This is a genomic window from Pseudanabaena sp. CCNP1317 (assembly GCF_034931345.1).
Taxonomy (GTDB): domain Bacteria; phylum Cyanobacteriota; class Cyanobacteriia; order Pseudanabaenales; family Pseudanabaenaceae; genus Pseudanabaena; species Pseudanabaena galeata.
Window position 1 is genome coordinate 1 of record NZ_JAYGIF010000095.1, and the last position, 18,926, is coordinate 18,926.

Annotated in this window: 14 protein-coding genes and 2 pseudogenes; 5 read left to right on the forward strand and 11 right to left on the reverse strand. The window is 42.0% G+C overall.

The features are described 5' to 3' along the window. Positions 1-62: 62 nt before the first annotated feature. Positions 63-316, forward strand: a pseudogene (locus VB775_RS26515) (type II toxin-antitoxin system PemK/MazF family toxin); the annotation flags it as partial. A 95-nt stretch (positions 317-411) separates the two neighbouring features. Here the strand turns inward: VB775_RS26515 and VB775_RS15750 are convergent. The 4 genes and pseudogenes from VB775_RS15750 to VB775_RS15765 all read right to left on the reverse strand — a co-directional run. Beyond that, positions 412-527 (reverse strand): annotated as a pseudogene (locus VB775_RS15750) (Holliday junction DNA helicase RuvB C-terminal domain-containing protein); the annotation flags it as partial. Between the two features lie 6 nt (positions 528-533). After that, complete coding sequence (locus VB775_RS15755; RefSeq protein WP_281007774.1) at positions 534-1,181, reverse strand: NUDIX hydrolase; 648 nt, start codon at positions 1,179-1,181, stop codon at positions 534-536. A gap of 66 nt (positions 1,182-1,247) precedes the next feature. Then, positions 1,248-3,992 carry a CHAT domain-containing protein gene (locus VB775_RS15760; protein WP_281007773.1) on the reverse strand — a complete coding sequence of 915 codons (2,745 nt, stop codon included), beginning with the start codon at positions 3,990-3,992 and terminating at the stop codon, positions 1,248-1,250. Between the two features lie 24 nt (positions 3,993-4,016). Then, positions 4,017-5,618: a TIR domain-containing protein gene (locus VB775_RS15765; RefSeq protein ID WP_281007772.1), complete on the reverse strand. Its 1,602-nt coding sequence runs from the start codon at positions 5,616-5,618 to the stop codon at positions 4,017-4,019. Positions 5,619-5,768: 150 nt separating this feature from the next. On the opposite strand from VB775_RS15765, the gene VB775_RS15770 reads away from it, so the two are divergent. Continuing rightward, entirely contained in the window at positions 5,769-6,347 is a 579-nt protein-coding gene (locus VB775_RS15770; RefSeq protein WP_281007771.1) for a hypothetical protein, read from the forward strand. Positions 6,348-6,411: 64 nt separating this feature from the next. Here the strand turns inward: VB775_RS15770 and ruvB are convergent, their stop codons facing one another. From ruvB to VB775_RS15785, 3 genes are all read right to left on the reverse strand, one after another. After that, positions 6,412-7,644 (reverse strand): Holliday junction branch migration DNA helicase RuvB, encoded by a 1,233-nt coding sequence (gene ruvB, locus VB775_RS15775; protein WP_281007770.1) that lies wholly within the window; start codon positions 7,642-7,644, stop codon positions 6,412-6,414. Further along, a complete protein-coding gene (locus tag VB775_RS15780) occupies positions 7,625-8,440 on the reverse strand; it encodes a creatininase family protein (RefSeq protein WP_281007769.1) in 816 nt (271 codons plus the stop codon). The genes ruvB and VB775_RS15780 overlap by 20 nt, the downstream gene beginning before the upstream one ends. Before the next feature lie 334 nt (positions 8,441-8,774). Then, positions 8,775-9,587: a MerR family transcriptional regulator gene (locus tag VB775_RS15785; protein ID WP_281007768.1), complete on the reverse strand. Its 813-nt coding sequence runs from the start codon at positions 9,585-9,587 to the stop codon at positions 8,775-8,777. A 335-nt stretch (positions 9,588-9,922) separates the two neighbouring features. Here VB775_RS15785 and VB775_RS15790 point away from each other — a divergent pair, with 335 nt between their 5' ends. Then, on the forward strand, positions 9,923-10,525 hold the full coding sequence (locus tag VB775_RS15790; protein ID WP_281007767.1) for a hypothetical protein: 603 nt from the start codon (positions 9,923-9,925) through the stop codon (positions 10,523-10,525). A gap of 336 nt (positions 10,526-10,861) precedes the next feature. Here the strand turns inward: VB775_RS15790 and VB775_RS15795 are convergent, their stop codons facing one another. The 3 genes from VB775_RS15795 to VB775_RS15805 all read right to left on the reverse strand — a co-directional run bounded on the left by VB775_RS15795 (position 10,862) and on the right by VB775_RS15805 (position 15,680). Next, positions 10,862-11,737: a hypothetical protein gene (locus tag VB775_RS15795; protein WP_323216880.1), complete on the reverse strand. Its 876-nt coding sequence runs from the start codon at positions 11,735-11,737 to the stop codon at positions 10,862-10,864. A gap of 167 nt (positions 11,738-11,904) precedes the next feature. Beyond that, complete coding sequence (locus VB775_RS15800; protein ID WP_281007765.1) at positions 11,905-13,398, reverse strand: bifunctional orotidine-5'-phosphate decarboxylase/orotate phosphoribosyltransferase; 1,494 nt, start codon at positions 13,396-13,398, stop codon at positions 11,905-11,907. A 242-nt stretch (positions 13,399-13,640) separates the two neighbouring features. Then, positions 13,641-15,680 carry a diguanylate cyclase domain-containing protein gene (locus tag VB775_RS15805; protein ID WP_281007764.1) on the reverse strand — a complete coding sequence of 680 codons (2,040 nt, stop codon included), beginning with the start codon at positions 15,678-15,680 and terminating at the stop codon, positions 13,641-13,643. A 293-nt stretch (positions 15,681-15,973) separates the two neighbouring features. On the opposite strand from VB775_RS15805, the gene VB775_RS15810 reads away from it, so the two are divergent. Further along, entirely contained in the window at positions 15,974-16,207 is a 234-nt protein-coding gene (locus VB775_RS15810; RefSeq protein WP_281007763.1) for a hypothetical protein, read from the forward strand. 99 nt (positions 16,208-16,306) lie between these two features. Continuing rightward, entirely contained in the window at positions 16,307-17,230 is a 924-nt protein-coding gene (locus tag VB775_RS15815; protein ID WP_281007762.1) for a peptidoglycan DD-metalloendopeptidase family protein, read from the forward strand. A 318-nt stretch (positions 17,231-17,548) separates the two neighbouring features. On the opposite strand, the gene VB775_RS15820 is transcribed toward VB775_RS15815, so the two are convergent. Continuing rightward, the gene (locus VB775_RS15820; protein WP_281007761.1) at positions 17,549-18,565 is read right to left on the reverse strand and encodes an adenylate/guanylate cyclase domain-containing protein; all 1,017 of its coding nucleotides are present in this window, start codon (positions 18,563-18,565) and stop codon (positions 17,549-17,551) included. Positions 18,566-18,926: the final 361 nt, after the last annotated feature.

Genomic DNA, 18,926 nt, shown 5'->3' on the forward strand with positions numbered 1-18,926 from the left:
AAACGATCCAATGTTTCAAGAAGAGATTTCTGTTTGGGACGTTACTGTAGAAGATGGTTTAAATGCCTAATGGAACGCTAACTTATAAGCGAGGAGAAATATGGTGGGTCGATCTGAACCCAATTGTTGGCAGTGAGACTGGCAAAGAACGTCCTTGCTTAATTTTGCAAAATGACATTGCAATCAAAATGGATTAACCACCATAGTTGCGCCATTACTGCCTAATAAAAAAACTTATCCATTCGTTGTGAATGTTGCACCGACCCCGAAGAATGGACTAAGCGGCGATCGGCATATTAATTTGAGTCAATTGAAAAAGCTGTATCTATTAGCTTGGCTTCAATGACTTCTCTTCTTAACTACTAGACGGACAAGCGATCGCTTATCATGAATTGCCTCTACGCTATGGCTTTATAACAAACCCGCGATCGCCGTTTGCACAGAATAACCTAAATGCTTCCATGCCGCCGCTGTAGCCACTCGACCGCGAGGCGTGCGATTATATAGCCAATCTGCAATAAATACGGCTACCTTTATTGCAACCAAGCCAAGTAGTGAAGAAGTGCCGATTTTGTCACTCCACAAATAATTTCACCAGATCTCACTCGACTCAAAGCTTCCTTTAATTCCAAAAAACAGACACTTTTAATTTGCTCTTGATTATCAGTGTCTATTACTTGTTGGGAAGTGGTCACATGAGCCAACCATATTGGAGTATTGTTTAGGAAAAAGGTTGTATTTGCATTGGTTGTACCTAAGCAAGTTATATCAATAACGTTACATCCTGTCTCTTCTTTAGTCTCACGTTTTGCAGCCTCTTCGGAACTTTCGCTAGGTTCTGAGAAACCACGCGGCAATTCTAGTGAGAAACGCCCCCTTTGCTCTAGATCTACTGTAGAGGGTGAATATAATCCACAAGTTCCATCAGCAGGAAGCGCAACTCGATAATTTTCTATAAAGGCAATTTTTCCTTCTTCATCAACGGGAATAATAACTGCTCCGACAGGCTCTGACCATATAGGTTGATCGTACAGAGGTTTACCTGAATGATCACACACAGCTACATGAATAATAGTTCCAAATTTGGGATTAGAAAATACAATGCTATTATCACCTCTAGACCAACCAGCTTTTAGGTTTGGAAATTTAGTAGAAATTTGTGAATAGAGTCGAAGAGGCATTTTAATTTTCTAATTAAGCGTAAGTTTAAAATTATTGTACTCAACTTTTAGTACTAGTAAAGAAACTTAAAGGTACAAAGCCAATGGGCAGGCTTCCATACAATCTACAGGATCATCTAACTTACTACAAGTGTCTTTATAATGTTCATAAGTTTCTTGTACAACATCGAAGGCTGTATTTTCTTGACCAGCTTTTTGAGCTTGACTGAGTAAGTATCGAATTGTATTGGAAATTCTATTATCCAGTACTGGCCAGAGAGTAATTCCTAATGCACCACACCCAGAAGCAATAAAAGCTCTAATAAAACCTGCTATTTCACCTCCACCTAAGTTTGCGCCTTGACCAGAAACACAAGCGCCTAGAAGCGTCAGTTTATTTCTAGGGAGTTGAACACTCATTGCAATATCAAATTGCGTCAAACAATCTCCCTCTAATTCTAAAACTGGACCTACTGACTCTAAAGCTTTAGTGTAAAGTCCGTGTCCTGCATAGACGAAAAACTCTGGCTTCTCCTTGATAATGGCATCTAGTCCTTGCCGATCTGCTTTTTCATAAGTCTTATGAGAACCAACACCTTCAGGAGGTTGACCTGCAATGTGAAATGACTTTTCTGACCAAGCCAACCCAACTAGTTCTTTACCACTTACCTGTTCATCTCGTTTCATCAAAACACATAAATCATCATCTCCCTCCACGCGTTGGCGACGTAATAGGTGACGGCCACGAGTTATATAGGCTGTAGCACTCACTGAAAACGAGGTGGGAATATATGCAGCTAGTGGAATAGAAAGTTCGCTTTTAGGTGAAATATTTTCTTTGGGAACTAAAGCAACATGTAAAGGTAGTTTAAAAAGTTCTCCGCTTGGAATTATAACAAGATGATTAGGATTTTTTAAGCCATTTTCAGATACTATTAAATCCCAAAGCGGCTTTATCAATAAATCATATAAACGTTTTCCATCACCTCGAATGATAGATCCATTGCCCCATGTTTTTTCCCAATTATCAATTAATTTCTCCTTGATTTCTTGATAGTTTAAGCTGCGAAAATGTAATTCTCCATCTCGAAAAACATAGGCAGCTAACTTAATTTGCGCTGGAGTATCGTAGAAGAAATAGCGCACAATTACTAGGCTAGGATGATTAGCTGTAAATATACGAGCCTCATAAGCTATATCTTCATTAGGCTCTGATGTAGGAATGGGTTGAATGAGTGAAGCATTCTCATAAAAGCGTCTTCGCTCATTCAACAATTCATTGAGCAATGAAAGTAACTCAGGATTATTTACTTCAGAATCTAGAAATCGAATGCTACGACGATTTAATTGTGGTTCGATAGCAAATTGTTTTGCTATACCACTAAAATCGATAGGTGTAAGTTTGTTAACTAGCTCTTCACTAAGTGACAGATTTTTTGATTGCAAAAGATCTAAAAGTTCTCGGCTACTTGCCTCTTCAATCAATGCAAAAGCATCTTCATAGTTCTCTTTGCTAACATGGTTGGCAATTAATTCAAGATAGCTCCCATAGAAGCGTCGAGAAAAAGCAGTTTTATATGTAGCTATTTTTACCACTTTACGGATTGAACGAACCATCTGTAGTTGTTCTTTAATCAGTCTGTCATGATATCCTTGAACGTTTTCTTGACCGATCTGAATAGTTTCAGTATTTTTTTGTAGTATTTCTCGAAAAACCTGAACAGTAAAATAATAGAAGTCACTATCAAACCCCAAATCTCCACCACGGCGATCATTATTTTCTTGAATGAGATCAAGCAAATTAGTAATCCGTTGAATTGCTGCATGGAATAAGCCTTCCTGAGATTCAATTTTAGCAAGCTGTTGCCTAGCTATTAACTTACCTCGTTGCCAAGGTAAGCAATTCAGTTTTTCAAAGCATTGACGCGCAAGATTTCTTCCCCCTGACATTTTTAGTGCTAATTGACCTTGATGATTTAGAACTTGTGCGAGTCGATACCCATCCTTTAATAATTGACAGATAGCTTCTGATTTTTTCGATGCATTAAGAGAATCATCTAATAAATTTTCTCTTTGAAGTTCTACAGAGAAGTTATGAAAAATGCTAGATAGTCCTCGCAAAAGCTGCTTTTCTTGGTAGCTTAAGTTATGGTTATGTTTTGCGCTATCTAACTCAGGAACCTCTACATGATAACGAGTTGCGGTTTGCAAGGTTTTATCTCGCAATTCTTCATACTGGATCTTAAGATCTTTCCGAAGATTCTTAGAATCTGGATTGGCAGCTTTAAGCTCCTCATATTCAACGCGAAGGCAGTTACTTTGAATGTCTGGCAAGCAGTACCAAAGATCTGCTTGTTTCGCTATGGTTCTAGCTTTTTGAAATAGAAGTCGAGCTTCAGTATGATCGTTACATCGGTAATATATCTTCGCGGCTCCATCATGCCAACGAGCAGCAATATAAGACATCATTTGAGCCTGTTTATTTGGGCTTTCATCTTTAGACTGGTCTGCGTTCTTAACTAAAAGCAAAGACGCTATCACCTTTTGATAAAGTCTGTTTGCATCATTCTTAGAAGCTTGAATCGCTTCTAGACCTTCCAAGATATTATATAAAACATCAGCGCGAACAATTCGACACCACCATGCACCTACATACTCCGCCAATTTTAAATCATCTGCTTGATCCACTACTTCATAAGCTCCTAGCATTTCTAGGAGTCCAATACACTGACTATGCTTAAATGGAATATCAAATTCAGTGTCAAAAGATTGAATTAGCTCTAAAGCAAATTTATCTTCAAGAAAGGAATCTAACTCTTGTTGAAAGTTCATTGAATAACTCCAGAAATGTAAAAATCAAATCAGGTTCTCTTCTCGTATCAGTTTTAACTGATGCTCAACGCATCGACCTTTTTCTCGACTCAACCAAACCAAAAAATCTCTGAGTGTACCTTGTGTTTTTGTATGGTGAAGAAGGTTGATTAGACGCTCGTTTAAAGAATCGCCGCCAATTTCATCTTGATCGATATCTTCATCAAAAAGAAAAGCAAGAAAGTCTTTCTGTACCATACATTTCTGAGCTACAAGGCGAATTTCTCTTAGCTTGGCGCTCTGTAGTAATATAGTAGTAGCGTCATTACCTCGTCGAGATTGTGGAGCAAAAGCAGCAGAAAACTCACGTTGGAAAAACTCAGTAAGTTCTTTCAGTCCCTTTTGCGGGTCTGTAACGAAATTAATGTAGATAATATCTTTAAGCAGTGGAGGTATCGCTCCATTTTCTAAAAGTATTGGAATTATAATTGTACTCTGGCTTGCCAAACTTGACATCCACTCACGAGTAACCCATTGAGATTTCAGTGCTGAGTTTGAAAACAACACCAAAACATAGTTAGCACTTCCAAGTCCTTGATTCATCTTTTCTAAGAACGAATCACCCAGTTTAATTTCCCGTCGATCTAGCCATACAGAAAGACCAAGGCTATCTAAAGCGCTAACTATATTATCTGCAATTTGTGAATCTTGATGTGAGTAGCTAATAAAGATTTTTGGCTTTGCCAAACCCTGATTTTCTTTCATTTCTTGCTCCGAATTAGTAATTTGAGATCCAAGGTTATTTCTCTTCACATTAAGGTCACCTAATATAACTTGCTCAACTGGTGCATGATTTAACGTATTGCTATTAGGTGTAATATTACCCTGATCGGCTTGTGTAAAATTTGCCAAAATTTCAAATGCAAATGCGCTAGCATGAAGAGAAGCTCTTTCTTGTCGAACCTGCTCAGGTTCGACCGAATCATCGTTTTTGTCCTTAACTAAATCAGATATACCACGAACTACGATTGCTTTGATATTTGGATAAGCAAAGGCTGCACTCAGGAAGCCAAATCCTTCCATTTCAACAGCGATCACATCGTTATAACTCGTTCTTAGAAACTGGAAAATTTCTGACTCCCTAGAAGCAACAACTTTCTCCCCCGCAGCGATAGATTCTACAAATACACGAGGTTGTTGAATAGGAATTCTAGATAAGCGTTGTAACCATTCGTCTTTCCTTGCCTCTGCTTTAGCTCGTTGCACCAATGCATGGCTTGACTGACATAAAGATGGGCGTGTTAAAAACTGGTTTTCCGACTTTCCTGACTCAAAGCCATAAACTTTTGTTGCTACCACCACATCACCAATGGACACATCCTTATCCTTAATTCCGCCAGCAATTCCCACGAAGAATAGAATATCAGGGTTAAAGTAAGAGATCGCCCGCTCTGCTTCTATGGCAGCACTTACATTACCAACGCCAACCTCAGCAATTCCTACTTCCCATGACTGCTCGTTAGCAATAAAACTTCCTCGTTGATAAACATTTCCTTGTGGGTGAGTCTCTTCCCGTAAATTACTTAGATGGGTACGAACTGCTAAATACTCGACACGGAGAGCAGTAAGGATCACTGCACATGGCATAGAAACTCCTTGGAGAGGTCAGACTAACCAGTAATATAGACAAGAATATATTATGGATACTAATATTAATAGTAATAGTAACTAAATATTAATATTAAGTAAAAATATTTACTATTTATCTAAGAAAAAACTATAAGTAATGGACTTTTTATGAATGAGAAAGATCAAGTTCTCGAAATTTTCTTTAAAGAATACGACAAGCTGAAAACAGAGCAAGCCCAACGCATTGGGTTTCGAGATAACTTGCTTTACGTGACACTAGGCTTATTTGGTACAATCATCTCGTTTACCGTTTCCAACTCTACCAATTACTATGCTTTCTTAGTCGTGCCTTGGGTATGCCTCATATTAGGTTGGACTTATGTAGTCAACGACGAAAAAATATCAGCGATAGGGCGTTACATTCGCTACAAACTGGTTGATAAAATACAAGAACACACAGGTTATACAGACGGTGAGACTCTATTTGGTTGGGAAATAGCTCATAGAGACGATAAACATCGTAAACGCCGCAAAATTCAACAACTGATCGTAGACGAAATTACATTTGTTATTTCTGGAATCATTGCCTTAGTAGTATTCTGGATTTTAGTTCCTCATCCACCTCTAAGCATTACAATCCTATCTTGGATAGAACTTTTACTGCTGATAGTATTGGGCATTGAAACCTTAATCTATGCTGATCTTGCAAAAGGACGTGGTTCATCCGCCAAGAAGAAAGAAGATTAAAACCCTGCAAAGTAATAATTTCAACAAAATATTGCTTTGCATTTCAGAGTAAAGCGATCTCACACTATAACAAACTCGCGATCGCCGTTTGCACAGAATAACCTAAATGCTTCCATGCTGCCGCCGTAGCCACTCGACCGCGAGGCGTGCGATTGATATAGCCAATCTGCAATAAATACGGCTCATACACTTCTTCAATTGTATGGGCATCCTCACCCGTCGCCGCCGCCAAGGTATCCAAACCTGCGGGGCCGCCGTTAAAGTTCTCAATTAACACCGTTAACAATTTGCGATCAATCCAATCAAGTCCTTTGGGATCAACATTGAATAATTCCAGAGCTGATTCGGCGATCGCCCCTGTAATCTGTTCACCCTTAGCCTTAACTTCAGCATAGTCCCGCACTCTCTTTAAAAGACGATTGGCAATCCGAGGCGTACCCCTTGATCGGGCGGCGATCGCGATCGCGCCATCATCATGGATTGGAGTCTCAAGGATCTTGGCACTGCGAGAGACAATCTGTGTTAGTTCATCCTGCTCATAAAAGCGAAAATGCTGCACAAAGCCAAAGCGATCGCGCAATGGCGAAGACAAAGCCCCTATTCTCGTAGTTGCCCCAATCAGTGTAAATTTATTTAACTGCACACTGCGAATCCTCGCTCCTTGACCTTTCCCAATCGTAATATCTAGGCGATAATCTTCCATCGCAGGATAGAGAATCTCCTCGGTCACGCTCGGTAAACGATGGATTTCATCAATAAAGAGAATGTCTCCCTGTTGCAGAGAAACCAACAAACCTGCCACATCACGGGGTCGCTCTAGGGCTGGAGCCGAGGTGATTTTACATTGCACGCCCATCTCTTGAGCGATGATCAGCGCAAGAGAAGTTTTCCCTAATCCAGGAGGGCCATATAACAGCAAATGATCGAGAGCGGATGACCGTGACTTCGCCGCCGCGATCGCAATATGAAGCAGTTCTTTTAAATCTTTCTGTCCAATGTAGTCTTCGAGATTTTTGGGACGAATATTGATGTCACCCGAAAATTGAGTGGGAGTATCTTTTGCTAGTTGATCTTCTAGTTTTTCCTCTGGCGTTGCTTCTGCTTGCAGTAAATCTAATGCCTGCTGCATTTCGGGCGATGTTACTTCTTTTTTAGCGGATTTCTTAGACGATCGGGAGGTTGATTTTTTATCCGATGTCTTTTCAGGAATTGCTGCCGATGGATTTGGAGGGTCAACCTGATTCGCAAGGCGATCGCCTTCAGGATTGGGACTTGGTTTAGAGGAGATGATTGCCATACGCCTTCGGTTGCTCAAATTTATAAATATCTTCGATCAATTGCACCCAACCATCAACTAAAGAATCAAGAATCTTTTCACCTTTTTCTAGGGTCGCCGCTTTAGCATCCCCCAATACGCCGCTTTTCGTCAAATCACGCATTACCCAAGCAAAAGGGTTTGCCGATTCCATACTGAGTAAACTATGCTCAGGTAATCCATAGGGATATTCGGTAACTGCCTTGTCCATTTGTACCTGTTCAGGCAAAAGCGCCAACATTAGACTGGTTTCAGCATCACCACCATGAATTCCAAATTCTAATTCCTTTTCAGTCAATAAATCCTTAGCCACATTGGGAACGCGCCATGTAAAAAGTGGAAAAATCGCAAAATCAGGATATTTATCATGGAGATCACGAGCAATTATTTCCAAAATCTGCGGCTGCCCCCCGTGAGAATTCATCAGAGCCAACTTCCGAAATCCTGCTCGATAGACACTTTCGGCAATATCGGTTAAGACTGCCAACATTGTCTGCGATCGCATCGTAATTGTACCCGCAAAAGTACTATGCTCATTCGATTTGCCATAGTACAGAGGGGGCAAAGCATAGGCGGGAATGGCTGGGTCTAATTTTTCTAAAGCCTTTGCTAGCACGCCAATACTAATCGCCGCATCGACAATCAACGGTAAATGTGCGCCATGCTGCTCGATCGCCCCCATGGGTTGGATAATCACCGCATTTTGCTTGTCTGGCATTGAGGCGATCGCGGGTGACGTAAGGTAAGCAAAATATCGATGATCAGGAAAATAATTCATAATCGATATTTTATACCAAAACACAGGATGACATAGCCATTTTGTGCTTTTACAACCCTCACTGAGTTTGGTCTTTAGAGCGTGTTTGAGAAGTTTTTTACCCCCTCTAACTCCCCCTTGCAAAGGGTGAGAATTTAAGTTTCCCCCCTTTGCAAGGGGGGATTAAGGGGGGTAAAAACAGAAATTTACGCTGAACAGGTACTTCTCAAACACACTCTTAAAACGCTTTGCGCTTAAATCCAAACCAAGAGATTTTCTGAAAGGGTCAAGCAGTAACACTTTCAAAAAATCTCTTGTGAAGCCGACTGTATAGCAATCCTACAGCGCTTGGTACTTAAATTTTCTCGATTGGGAATTGAATCTCAGTAATGTAAGATTCATTATCTAACTCAGCCCCACCTTGGATATAGAACTCACGGTTTGCTCCGATGCAGCGATAGCCATTATTCTCAATCCAAGTTAGCAGATGTTGATAACCATTATTAAGAGTGCTGTAGCTACCATGATGAACCACACAGGCGATCGCCTCATATCCCTGAAGCTCATAGACCTTAATGCGATCGGTCCCTTTGACCGAAGTAGGCACAGACACAACTGCCTCACCATCGATATCGCTCTCCCTATATCCAGAGTCATGCCAGATCCCCGCATCATACTCAAACTTAGTAACGCCTTGCTGCGCGAGATACTGATATAGCTCTTGAAAGAGCTTAGCGATCGCCGCATAATTAGGCAAAACCTCGCGGATTGAAGCAACTGTAATCGGTTCAAATTTCTTAATCACAACTTCGTAATCAGACATAACATCCTCCTGTTCTATTTGTTTAAGACGGGCTGCTACTCTCACCAATCGCCCTTGTTCCTGCTCAATCTGCTGTTGCAAATCAGCTTGCTTCAGTCGTAACATTCCGCGCATCTGTTCAGGAGAAATCTCTTCATTGAGCAGTTGAGAAATTTGCTCTAAAGAGAATCCCAAGTCTTTGAAGGCGAGGATACGATTGAGTCTCGGTAATTGAGTCGCCGAATAAAAGCGATATGCCGTAAAGCGATCGACGGAGATTGGCTTAAGTAAACCCATTTCGTCATAGAGGCGTAGGGCTTTAATAGTCACCTGACTGAGTTTAGAAAAATCTCCAATTTTGAGCATTTCGTTGACCTCATCAACCTCTTGTTGTGATTACACACTATCCCCTAAGGGTAGAGTCAATAGTGGCTGTGCAAAGCAATTGCTGATCAGAGAAACCACAAGAAAAATTTTGAAAGCTTTGCTTTGCAAAGCTTTCAAAATTTTTCTTGGTTTGAGCGCAAAGCGCTGTAATTAGAATATAAGTAGCTAGGCAAAATAAATTACAAAGCAAAACCCGTAAAGTTGCGCCCCTTCGGGGCGCAACTTTACGGGTTTTGGTAATTTATTTTGCACAAGTACTTAGGAACAAATGGCTGCTCAAAAGCATCTATATTATCCATTTAGTTAGCTATACTATGCGCCACAAATACTTAGATTGGAGAATTAGTGCTTGGGGAATGAGCATCGGTCTACTGTTGGCGATCGCCCCTAGTGCTTTTGCGGTAACACCTGTATCCGTGAGCCAAGACGCTAATGTACCTTGGTCGAGTATTGTTGAAAATCCCTTTGATGGCAAACTTGTTTATGACAAGCACTTTACCGATAACTTTGCCTTTGTTTCCAGTTGGTCAAAGCAGGGGATTAAAGCAACATATACGGAATATTGGTCAGATGTAGTCGGTTATCGCCGAGTTTGGAAAAATCGTCGCGTCTGGCACAAAGATCGCTACATTAATCAACGCTATAGCGATCAAGAGCCTGTTTATGAAAAGCGATCGCGATCGCGATCGCCCAAAGCGCTTTTATTTAGTGTTCAAGGCAAGATTTACACCTATACCGATGGTGAGGTTGATCCTGAGCTAGCTGCTGCTCTAACAAGTTTACCCGCAGGCAATACGACGATTAGGGCTGTGTGGAACAATGATCAAACCACAGACTTTCCAATTGGCGCAGGCACAGTAGAAGCTTGGAAAACCATTTTTAAAGTCGAGCCACCACCACCTCGATTTGGCAATTAATAAAAAAGCACCCTTCGGGTGCTTTTTTATTTAAGTAACCATTTTAAGAAGTACTTGCTGCGGTCAAAAGTTCTAAGAGATCCCCCTCAATCCCCCTTAAAAAGGGGGAAGAATTTAATTCTCCCCCCTTTTTAAGGGGGGCTGGGGGGGATCTAGACAATTCTTAAATAGTTTCTAAAAAGACGTGAGTTCGATATAGCCATTTGCGGCGTGCTTCGCACGCCGCAAATGGCAAAAAATGGTAAGAATCGCTTAGCGATTCTTACCATTTTTTGCTTTCGTCGAACTGACGTTAAAAAGAAAGGGCGGCGCATCGCGCCGCCTTTTCTTTGAAATTTAGAGGGTTTGATTATTGTTAGGGCGTGGACGGACACGGCTAGGAGTCGTATCTGGCTCAGGTAAAGGAGTATATTGATTGCCCGTGAAATCTTTGCTAACTCGCAAGCGCTGGCTAGTGATCGTAATGCCCGACTCACGTACCAACACTACCGAAACCCAGCGATCGCCTGACGAAAAAGGAGCCTGACCAATTTTGAATAGTCCACCTGCACGCAATGGACGCAGATTGATCATGTTTTCATTTAGATAATTCTTCGCTTCGACAGGTTCCTCGATCGCCGCCCCTAGCAATAAACTTGTCCCAAGTGGCTCGGTGACGATCGCATCAAGGACATACTGCCGACCTACGCCTATTAGTTCAGGCATTTTCAGTTTAACGGGCGGTGGTGCATCACCCGTGCTCAGCGAAGACTGTTCTGCTAAAACTTGCTGCGATACAACCTGAAGCTGTCCATTGATATTTTTATAGGTCTGCGTCGAAATCAACCTTGCATCTAACTTGAAGTTGTCATTCTCAGCCCCACGCATCCCTTGCACCATCGTTACTGTTTCCGCAGTAATCAAGTCGCCTTGTTTTTCCCATTTGGAGATTTCGGTGCGATAGGTAATGTTTTTATAGCGTTGCCAGAGTTCGCTCAAAGTCTGCTTGTAGCGATCGCGGGTTAGCCCATCGGAATGATTAAAAGTTGGAGCATAATATTTCATCACTGTTTCAATATCTTGCTTACTGGCGGCTTTGTCCAGCGCAAATACGATATTTTCCAGTTCAGCAGGGGCAGGTTTCGATGATTGGGCAGCCATCGCAGGATTGGCGATCGGCGCAAGCGTTGCAACTGCCACAGAAACAAGTAACAGACTAATTCTTTTGAACATGCGTAACTCTAATCAATAATCTGTAACGATGGTTTTGCGAATATAAATTTGTCGTAGACAAATTTATATTCGTGATATTTATACCAAAACATAATAGATTTTTTGAAAGTGTTGCTAAGCAACACTTTCAAAAAATCTATTATGTTTTGGTTTGAGCGCAAAGCGCTTTAAGAATGCGATAAAGCAATAAATTGTTTCTCAGTTATACGCCCAGATTGGTATAGTGTCTCATTTATTTCAGAGATTTTTAACACCGCATGGGGTGAATATCCACTTTTTTGGAGGCGATCGCATACTCCCGACTCATGATCGATAAATACGACGATATCACAGACCTTTAGGCCGCAGCTTTCAATTTTTTGCGCCCCCTCGATCGCACTCTTGCCCGAAATCAAAATATCATCAACTACAACTATAGTTTCACCAGCTTCATAATTGCCTTCAATCAAGCGTCTGGCTCCATAGGCTTTCACCTCCTTACGCGGAAAAATTAATGGGAAATTTAAACGCAATGCTAGCCCCGAAGCTGTAGGTAATGAGCCGTAGGGAATCCCTGCAATGCGATCAAATTTCAGATCTTGCAAGATCTCGGCATATGTGCCGATTACCGCATCAAATACTTGAGGATTGGAAATAATTCGCCGTAAATCGATGTAATAGGGGAAAATTTGACCAGAGGCTTGCACGGTTTCTTCAAAGGTAATGCAGCCAATATCAAACAACTGCAAGATCAGATTGGCATGGGGATGTCCTGCTTGATCGAGCAAACAAACATTGGGCATCCATAGATCGCAGGTGGGACGCTGATGCTTAGTCAAAGCGATCGCTTGATTGACCTCATCCCGTAGCGATCGCACTAATTGTGCGGGTTCACCGATCGCCAGCGCATCTTGATTCACAGGCAAAATTAAGCCACCACCATTGGCATCTAGCCCAGCATTGAGAATAGCCGCTAAGTTTTCGATGCGCTGACCACTGCCTTGACTATTTGCCCAGATACTTCTCGCTAAGATTAAGCGCTCAGGAGCCAGCGATCGCACCTTTGCCAAAGCTTCAGGATTTGCCGCTCCAATCTCTAGGGCTAAATTATCCATTCCTGCCCAAGCTTGACAGTTTTGCACCACATTTAGATATAAGGGCTGCTCTGGATTGGGATATTCTTGAAAATCTTGAGCAGTTGTATTCGATGAATAGCAACTCACAAAAATGGCTTTATCGGGATACATCAAAAATCGTGCCGCCAAATCTTGTCCCACATAAGGACTCAAAGTAATCGCATCCACACCCCACTGCTCGAAGGCAGTCTTTGCCATCACTGTGCTGCTATTGAGATCCGCATGTTTAGCATCAAGAATGATCGGAATCTCTGGAGGAATAGCGGCTAAGGTCTTGGCTAGTAGCTCTAATCCGCCCGCCCCTAACGCTGTATAAAATCCTAAAGTTGGCTTATAGGCACAGACCAGATCAGCCGTGGATTGAATGATAAAGTTCATCCATTCCCACAGATAGGCAGCGTGATCGGGATATGCGCCAGACTTCATTTCCGAGTCATATCTTGCCTTGTACTTGTCAGGCATCACTTCAGGATTTGGATCAAGTCCCAAACATAAAATGCTCTGATTAGTAGCGATCGCAGTCCTGAGTTTTGAGGCAAAGCTCATAATTTAACAGCTTAGATGCAAGCAGGTTTTTGAGATTGCAACAAATATACCGCCTACGGCTGACTATATTAACGTCAGTTCGACAAATGGCGCAAAATGGTAAAAATTGCAAAGCAATTTTTACCATTTTGCGCCATTTGTGCCGCGCGAAGCGCGGCACAAATGGCTATATCGAACTCACGTTATAAAAAAAACAAAAAGTAGACTGTTCATAAAACCCATCCTCTACTTACTTAACTTGCCTAACAATAAAAACGATCTCGTCCTTGTTGTTTTGCCTGATAGAGATTTTTGTCGGCGATCGCGATGAGATCTTCAAGAGATTGTTCTTGAGTGGGAATGATGCTGGCAATACCTAAGCTAATTGTCACATTAGGACTGACTTTAGAGGCCTCGTGAGGAATTTTTAAATCATGAATAGCATGTTGGATTAATTCGACAACGGCGATCGCACCTTTCATATCCGTATTGGGTAGAATCACCACAAACTCTTCGCCTCCATATCGGGCAAAAAGATCCGCAGGACGTTTGAGTTGACTAGCGGCAGTTTGTGCGACTTGAATTAAGCAAGTATCTCCTGCTTGATGTCCATAGCAATCATTGTAGAGTTTGAAATAATCAATATCTAAGAAAATTAGGGAAAGACTTTGTTTTTCTCTTACTGAACGTTGCCATTCTGTTTGTAAGCGATCATCAAAACAGCGCCGATTAGCAACTTGAGTTAATCCATCAGTTAAAGATCTAACATGAGCTAACTCCGCTTCAATTTTTAGCATTTCTTGAGCTGATTTTTTTTCTGTGATATCGGTAAAAGAAGCTACTACAGCATAAGGGGCTGTCTGCTCGGGATGACATAAAGGTTGGGAATTAATCGATATCCATCTTGTCGGACGGTCTTCCTTACAGATTCCCATAATTACGTTGATTTGTGGTTGTCCAGTTCTGAGCGTAACCATAGCGGGATGATCTTCACTCAAAAAAATCGAGCCATCCTCTCGAATTGTCGTTCTTTCAAAATCAACGGACTTAAGCCCTCGCATCTGATCTGCGGATAATCCCAAGATCTTTTCCGCGCTTTCATTACAAGCAGTAATTTGCCCGTCGGCCTGTTGCAATACGATGCCTTCAGACATACTGGTAATGACTGAACGATATCGGGATTCACTTTCTTGAAGTTCTGCCAGTAGAATTTTTCTAGCGTCGGCTTCCTTTTCTCGTTCTAAGAGATCTTGTTCTAACAGTTCAAATAAGCTGGCTTGTTTAATGGCTATCTCTAACTGGCTAGCAATTCGCCTTGCAAAATTAATCTCGGAGTCTTGCCAATGACGTGGTGCTGAACATTGGTGAATACAGAGCAAACCCCACAAATTCTCTATCTGTATGATGGGGACTACTAAATTAGAAACAACTTGAAATCGCTGTAAAATATCTTGATGACAGTCTGTGAGTCCCGCTTCGTTAATGTTATTTATAACCTGTATGCGACCTTCTTTATAATACGAAGCATATTGATCGCCAAAGCAATGATCATGGATCTTCAATGCGATTACCGAATCAAATCCTGCTATTACAGATTCAGATACGAATTCTCCGTCGCAGCAGTTAGAATCTGGATCGAACTTAAATATACCGATGCGATCTGCATTCATAGATTGACGAAGTTCTTGAGCGGCAATTTGGAAAATAGCATCTAAATTAAGAGATTGCCTAATTCTTTGGGTGATTTCTGCAAGCAAGACTTCCTGTTTATATTGTTCATCTAACGCATCTTCTACTGCTTTGCGAGTTGCATTACTGCGGCGCAATTCCAACAGGCTAATCACTAGCCGACTGAGAGATTCTAATTGTCGAATTTGTTTTTCGGTCAGATTTCTAGGCTGTTGATCGATGACACACAAAGTCCCTAGAGTAAAATTATCTGATGTCTTTAAGGGCATACCCGCATAAAAGCGAATACTCGGATCTTTTGCCACCAGAGGATTGTCAGCAAAACGAGCATCTTGGGTTGTATCAGGAACATTTAAGAAGGCACTATCGGCAACTGCATGACCACAAAAGGAGATATCGCGTGACGTTTCCGACACATCCAAACCCACTTTTGACTTAAACCATTGTCGATCACGATCAATTAATGATATTAAGGCGATCGGAGTGCCACAAATCTCCGCAGCTAGTCGCGTCAAGTCGTCATATTCTTGTTCTGGTAAGGTATCAAGAATATGGTAGCGATTGAGAGCTTCTAGGCGATCGCTTTCATTTTTAGGGAGTTTAGGTTTCTGCATGAAGATCAACTAGCCAAAGCATGATTAGTCAATAAATAATATTCCTCTATAGTTACCCAAGAGGTTACCACCTATTTGGTTGTGCGATATCTGGCAGGATAATTGAGTAATTTACTAGTAGCTTGGCGATCTCAGTCCTGAGTTTTGAGGCAAAGCTCATAATTTAACGTGAGTTCGATATAGCCATTTGCGTCGTGCGAAGCACGACGCAAATGGCGAAAAATGGTAAGAATTGCCTAGCGATTCTTACCATTTTTCGCTTTCGTCGAACTGACGTTAATTTAACGGCTTAGATGCAAGCAGATTTTTTGAGGTTGCAACAAATATACCGCTTAGATCTTCATTATTTAGATGTTTTAGGTGGTGCGGCTTCGCCGCGCCACCTAAAAGTTGTTTTTGCAGACAAGTACTTGTCTGTAAAAACAACTTTTTATATGACTAATAATCGCGAGTTGTCATATTTCATCAAAATTGATGTAGAATCTCACTCGTTCTCGTTACGCAAATTTTTAGAGCATTATCCCTAGCCTTCTACAAGTCGAATTACAGGGCTTTTTGTACATTTTTGGATGGCTTGTAGCTTGGTCTCAACTGTCCTACAGCGCAACGTTCCCATGCAAAACTTTATGTCTCGCTCCCACCAGTTTTTTAATTTATTGTCTAATCGCAAGTCAGCCAATAAATCCCAATCCCTGAATATACGCCTGTTATCACTAACTTTGTGTGGTTTTGCTGGTAGTGTTACGCTCGCAACACCCATAGCACAGGCCAATCGTCTCGAAACCTTCGTCTATGATTTAACCGATAGCAAGATCGAATTTTCGCTCAAAAAAGATATTGAGCCGAAGGGAACTGTGATTAATAATCCCACGCGCATCGTGATTGACTTACCAGGGATTGTCTATCAGGGCCCAACGGTAAGGCGGCGCGTCGGACGCGGAGTGCAATCGGTGCGCGTCGGACAGGTTGATGCCAATACCACCAGAATGGTTGTAGAGCTTTCGCCCGAAGTCACCCTCAATCCTCAAGATTTACGCCTCAAATCCAGACAACCCGGACATTGGACGATGCAACTTCCCCAAAGTATTGCAGCGATCGATCTTAATAGTGTTTCTGATTTTTCCCTCCCAGTTACAGGCGCAGCAATCAGTTCTGGGTTCGGCTGGCGTGTGCATCCAATCACAGGGGAACGAAAACTGCATAAAGGCGTTGATTTTGCGGCTCCCACTGGTACACCAATTTTTGCGGCGGCAAGTGGTGTAGTCACCTATGCGGGATGGTCAAACGGGGGCTATGGCAATGTGGTCGAGTTGCGCCATGAGAATGGTGCGTTGACGCTTTATGCCCATGCCAACAGGGTGTTTGTATCAAAAGGGCAAGTTGTGAGCAAGGGACAAGCGATCGCGGAAGTTGGCTCTACAGGACGCAGCACTGGGCCACATCTGCACTTTGAAATTCAACCTGATGGCAGAACTGCCGTTGATCCTATGGATTATTTACAACTGCGCCAAGTGACTCTCGATTTAGCCTCTAATAGTTTCAAAGATTAAAAAAAGTAATGGCAGCGCGAAGCGCTGCCATTACTTTTTTTAATCTTATTTGAAAGAGGATTTGGAAACCAAATCCCTACATTATCTAAATACTATTGTTACGTGGATAGAATTCCTGTGATCGCATAAGTCTAGTGCTGGCACGGGGGCTCAGCCCCTACGGTAATTCTAAATTTTGGGGTAGGGGCAATCCCCCCGTGGTTGCCCTGTCGCGCTAGCAGCAAGAGATTCATCAACTAAGTTCCACGTAACATCAGTGAATAGTCGCCATAGGATCATCAAAGAAAGCCCTCCAAAGGAGGGCTTTCTTTGATAGTTTTAATCTGCGTCTAGCTTCTGGATATAGGTTCCTAATTCGTTAAACGTGCCAGCATAGGTAATCGTGGGAGTCGTATAGCCTTTAAGCTCCACAGAATATTGCTTAAGTGGTAGTAATACCGCCGCATAGGGCGTATGACTATAAGTTGCCGAACCGATCGCTACATCCAAGCCCAACTGCTTAGTTGAGGACTCCAATCGAAAAGCTGCATTCACTGTATCGCCAAGAGCCGTATAGTCTGGATGCTCACTAGTTCCCATTTGTCCAACCATGGCATAGCCAGTGTTTATCCCTGCACCTACACGCAATTGAAAGGGTAATTCAAACTGCTGATTGAGTTCATTGCTCATTTCATACAGTTCATAGAGAGCGCGATAGACTTTGAGCATATCTTGGGTAGCCACAGTATCTGAACCCTTGCCAGCCTCGTGAATCCAGACAGTCATCACCGCATCACCAATGTACTTATCTACCCAGCTACCATGGCGATCGATGATCTCACCAGCTCGGCGAAACCATGTGCCGATCGCCTCTGAGAGAATATGCTCATCCATTTGCTGAGTCAGTTTGGTGAAATCCCGAATATCAACTACTAAAACTGTAATTAGTTGCCGCTTATGCAGCATCGCCGTCGCCGCCGCATCGGTATTTTCTTCGTTTTGCGTACTGCTAGTATCGGGAGAAGTAATCGTCTCAGGACAATAAAATTCTAAATTTGTTTCGCCAAGGGTGACGCGATCGCCATTTTTTAAGTTGATGGGAATGGTCACCCGTCGTCCATTCACAAATGAACCATTGCGACTACCAAGATCGATCAGAAAATAACTACTTTCTCCAACAATTTGAAACATGGCGTGGTTGCGCGATGCACATTTATCCGATAGGGGGATATCATTTTCTGAGCCGCGCCCTAACGTCCAAGAATATGCATTCACAAGGGGAATCTGCATCGTACCTTGAGATCCATGAAGTACGATATGTGGTTTTTCATCCCAAGTTGTGACAGGCTGACTCACAAGGTTATTAACCCCCAAATATAAATTTACGAGTGGATTTACAAATTTTCTGCGTCTCTTTGAGTCCTTGCTTTTGCTAATATACCGTTTTTTGAGGGTTGCAATAACCCCAAGAACAAAGGTAACGCTTCGCGTTACCTTTGTTCTTGGGGTTATTGTGTTAATCCCGTAGCAATGATGCTGAGGGGTGATGCAAAATTAACGCTTATACCATAACTTACTTATATATAGCGATCTTCCCTTAAACCCAAACCAAGGAATTTTTTGAAAGTGTTGTCATACAACACTTTCAAAAAATTCCTTGTGGTTCGTTTAATTGGTAATTGCTATAGATATAATTCTTCATACCGTCAGCTTCGAT

Bases quoted from the DNA above. Each gene is read 5' to 3' on its own strand.
- VB775_RS15795 (WP_323216880.1), bottom strand. From the start codon at position 11,737: ATGTTCAAAAGAATTAGTCTGTTACTTGTTTCTGTGGCAGTTGCAACG.
- VB775_RS15785 (WP_281007768.1), bottom strand. From the start codon at position 9,587: ATGCTCAAAATTGGAGATTTTTCTAAACTCAGTCAGGTGACTATTAAA.
- VB775_RS15790 (WP_281007767.1), top strand. From the start codon at position 9,923: ATGCGCCACAAATACTTAGATTGGAGAATTAGTGCTTGGGGAATGAGC.
- VB775_RS15770 (WP_281007771.1), top strand. From the start codon at position 5,769: ATGAATGAGAAAGATCAAGTTCTCGAAATTTTCTTTAAAGAATACGAC.
- VB775_RS15800 (WP_281007765.1), bottom strand. From the start codon at position 13,398: ATGAGCTTTGCCTCAAAACTCAGGACTGCGATCGCTACTAATCAGAGC.
- VB775_RS15815 (WP_281007762.1), top strand. From the start codon at position 16,307: ATGTCTCGCTCCCACCAGTTTTTTAATTTATTGTCTAATCGCAAGTCA.
- VB775_RS15765 (WP_281007772.1), bottom strand. From the start codon at position 5,618: ATGCCATGTGCAGTGATCCTTACTGCTCTCCGTGTCGAGTATTTAGCA.
- VB775_RS15780 (WP_281007769.1), bottom strand. From the start codon at position 8,440: ATGAATTATTTTCCTGATCATCGATATTTTGCTTACCTTACGTCACCC.
- VB775_RS15805 (WP_281007764.1), bottom strand. From the start codon at position 15,680: ATGCAGAAACCTAAACTCCCTAAAAATGAAAGCGATCGCCTAGAAGCT.
- VB775_RS15755 (WP_281007774.1), bottom strand. From the start codon at position 1,181: ATGCCTCTTCGACTCTATTCACAAATTTCTACTAAATTTCCAAACCTA.
- VB775_RS15760 (WP_281007773.1), bottom strand. From the start codon at position 3,992: ATGAACTTTCAACAAGAGTTAGATTCCTTTCTTGAAGATAAATTTGCT.
- VB775_RS15810 (WP_281007763.1), top strand. From the start codon at position 15,974: ATGCAAGCAGATTTTTTGAGGTTGCAACAAATATACCGCTTAGATCTT.
- ruvB (WP_281007770.1), bottom strand. From the start codon at position 7,644: ATGGCAATCATCTCCTCTAAACCAAGTCCCAATCCTGAAGGCGATCGC.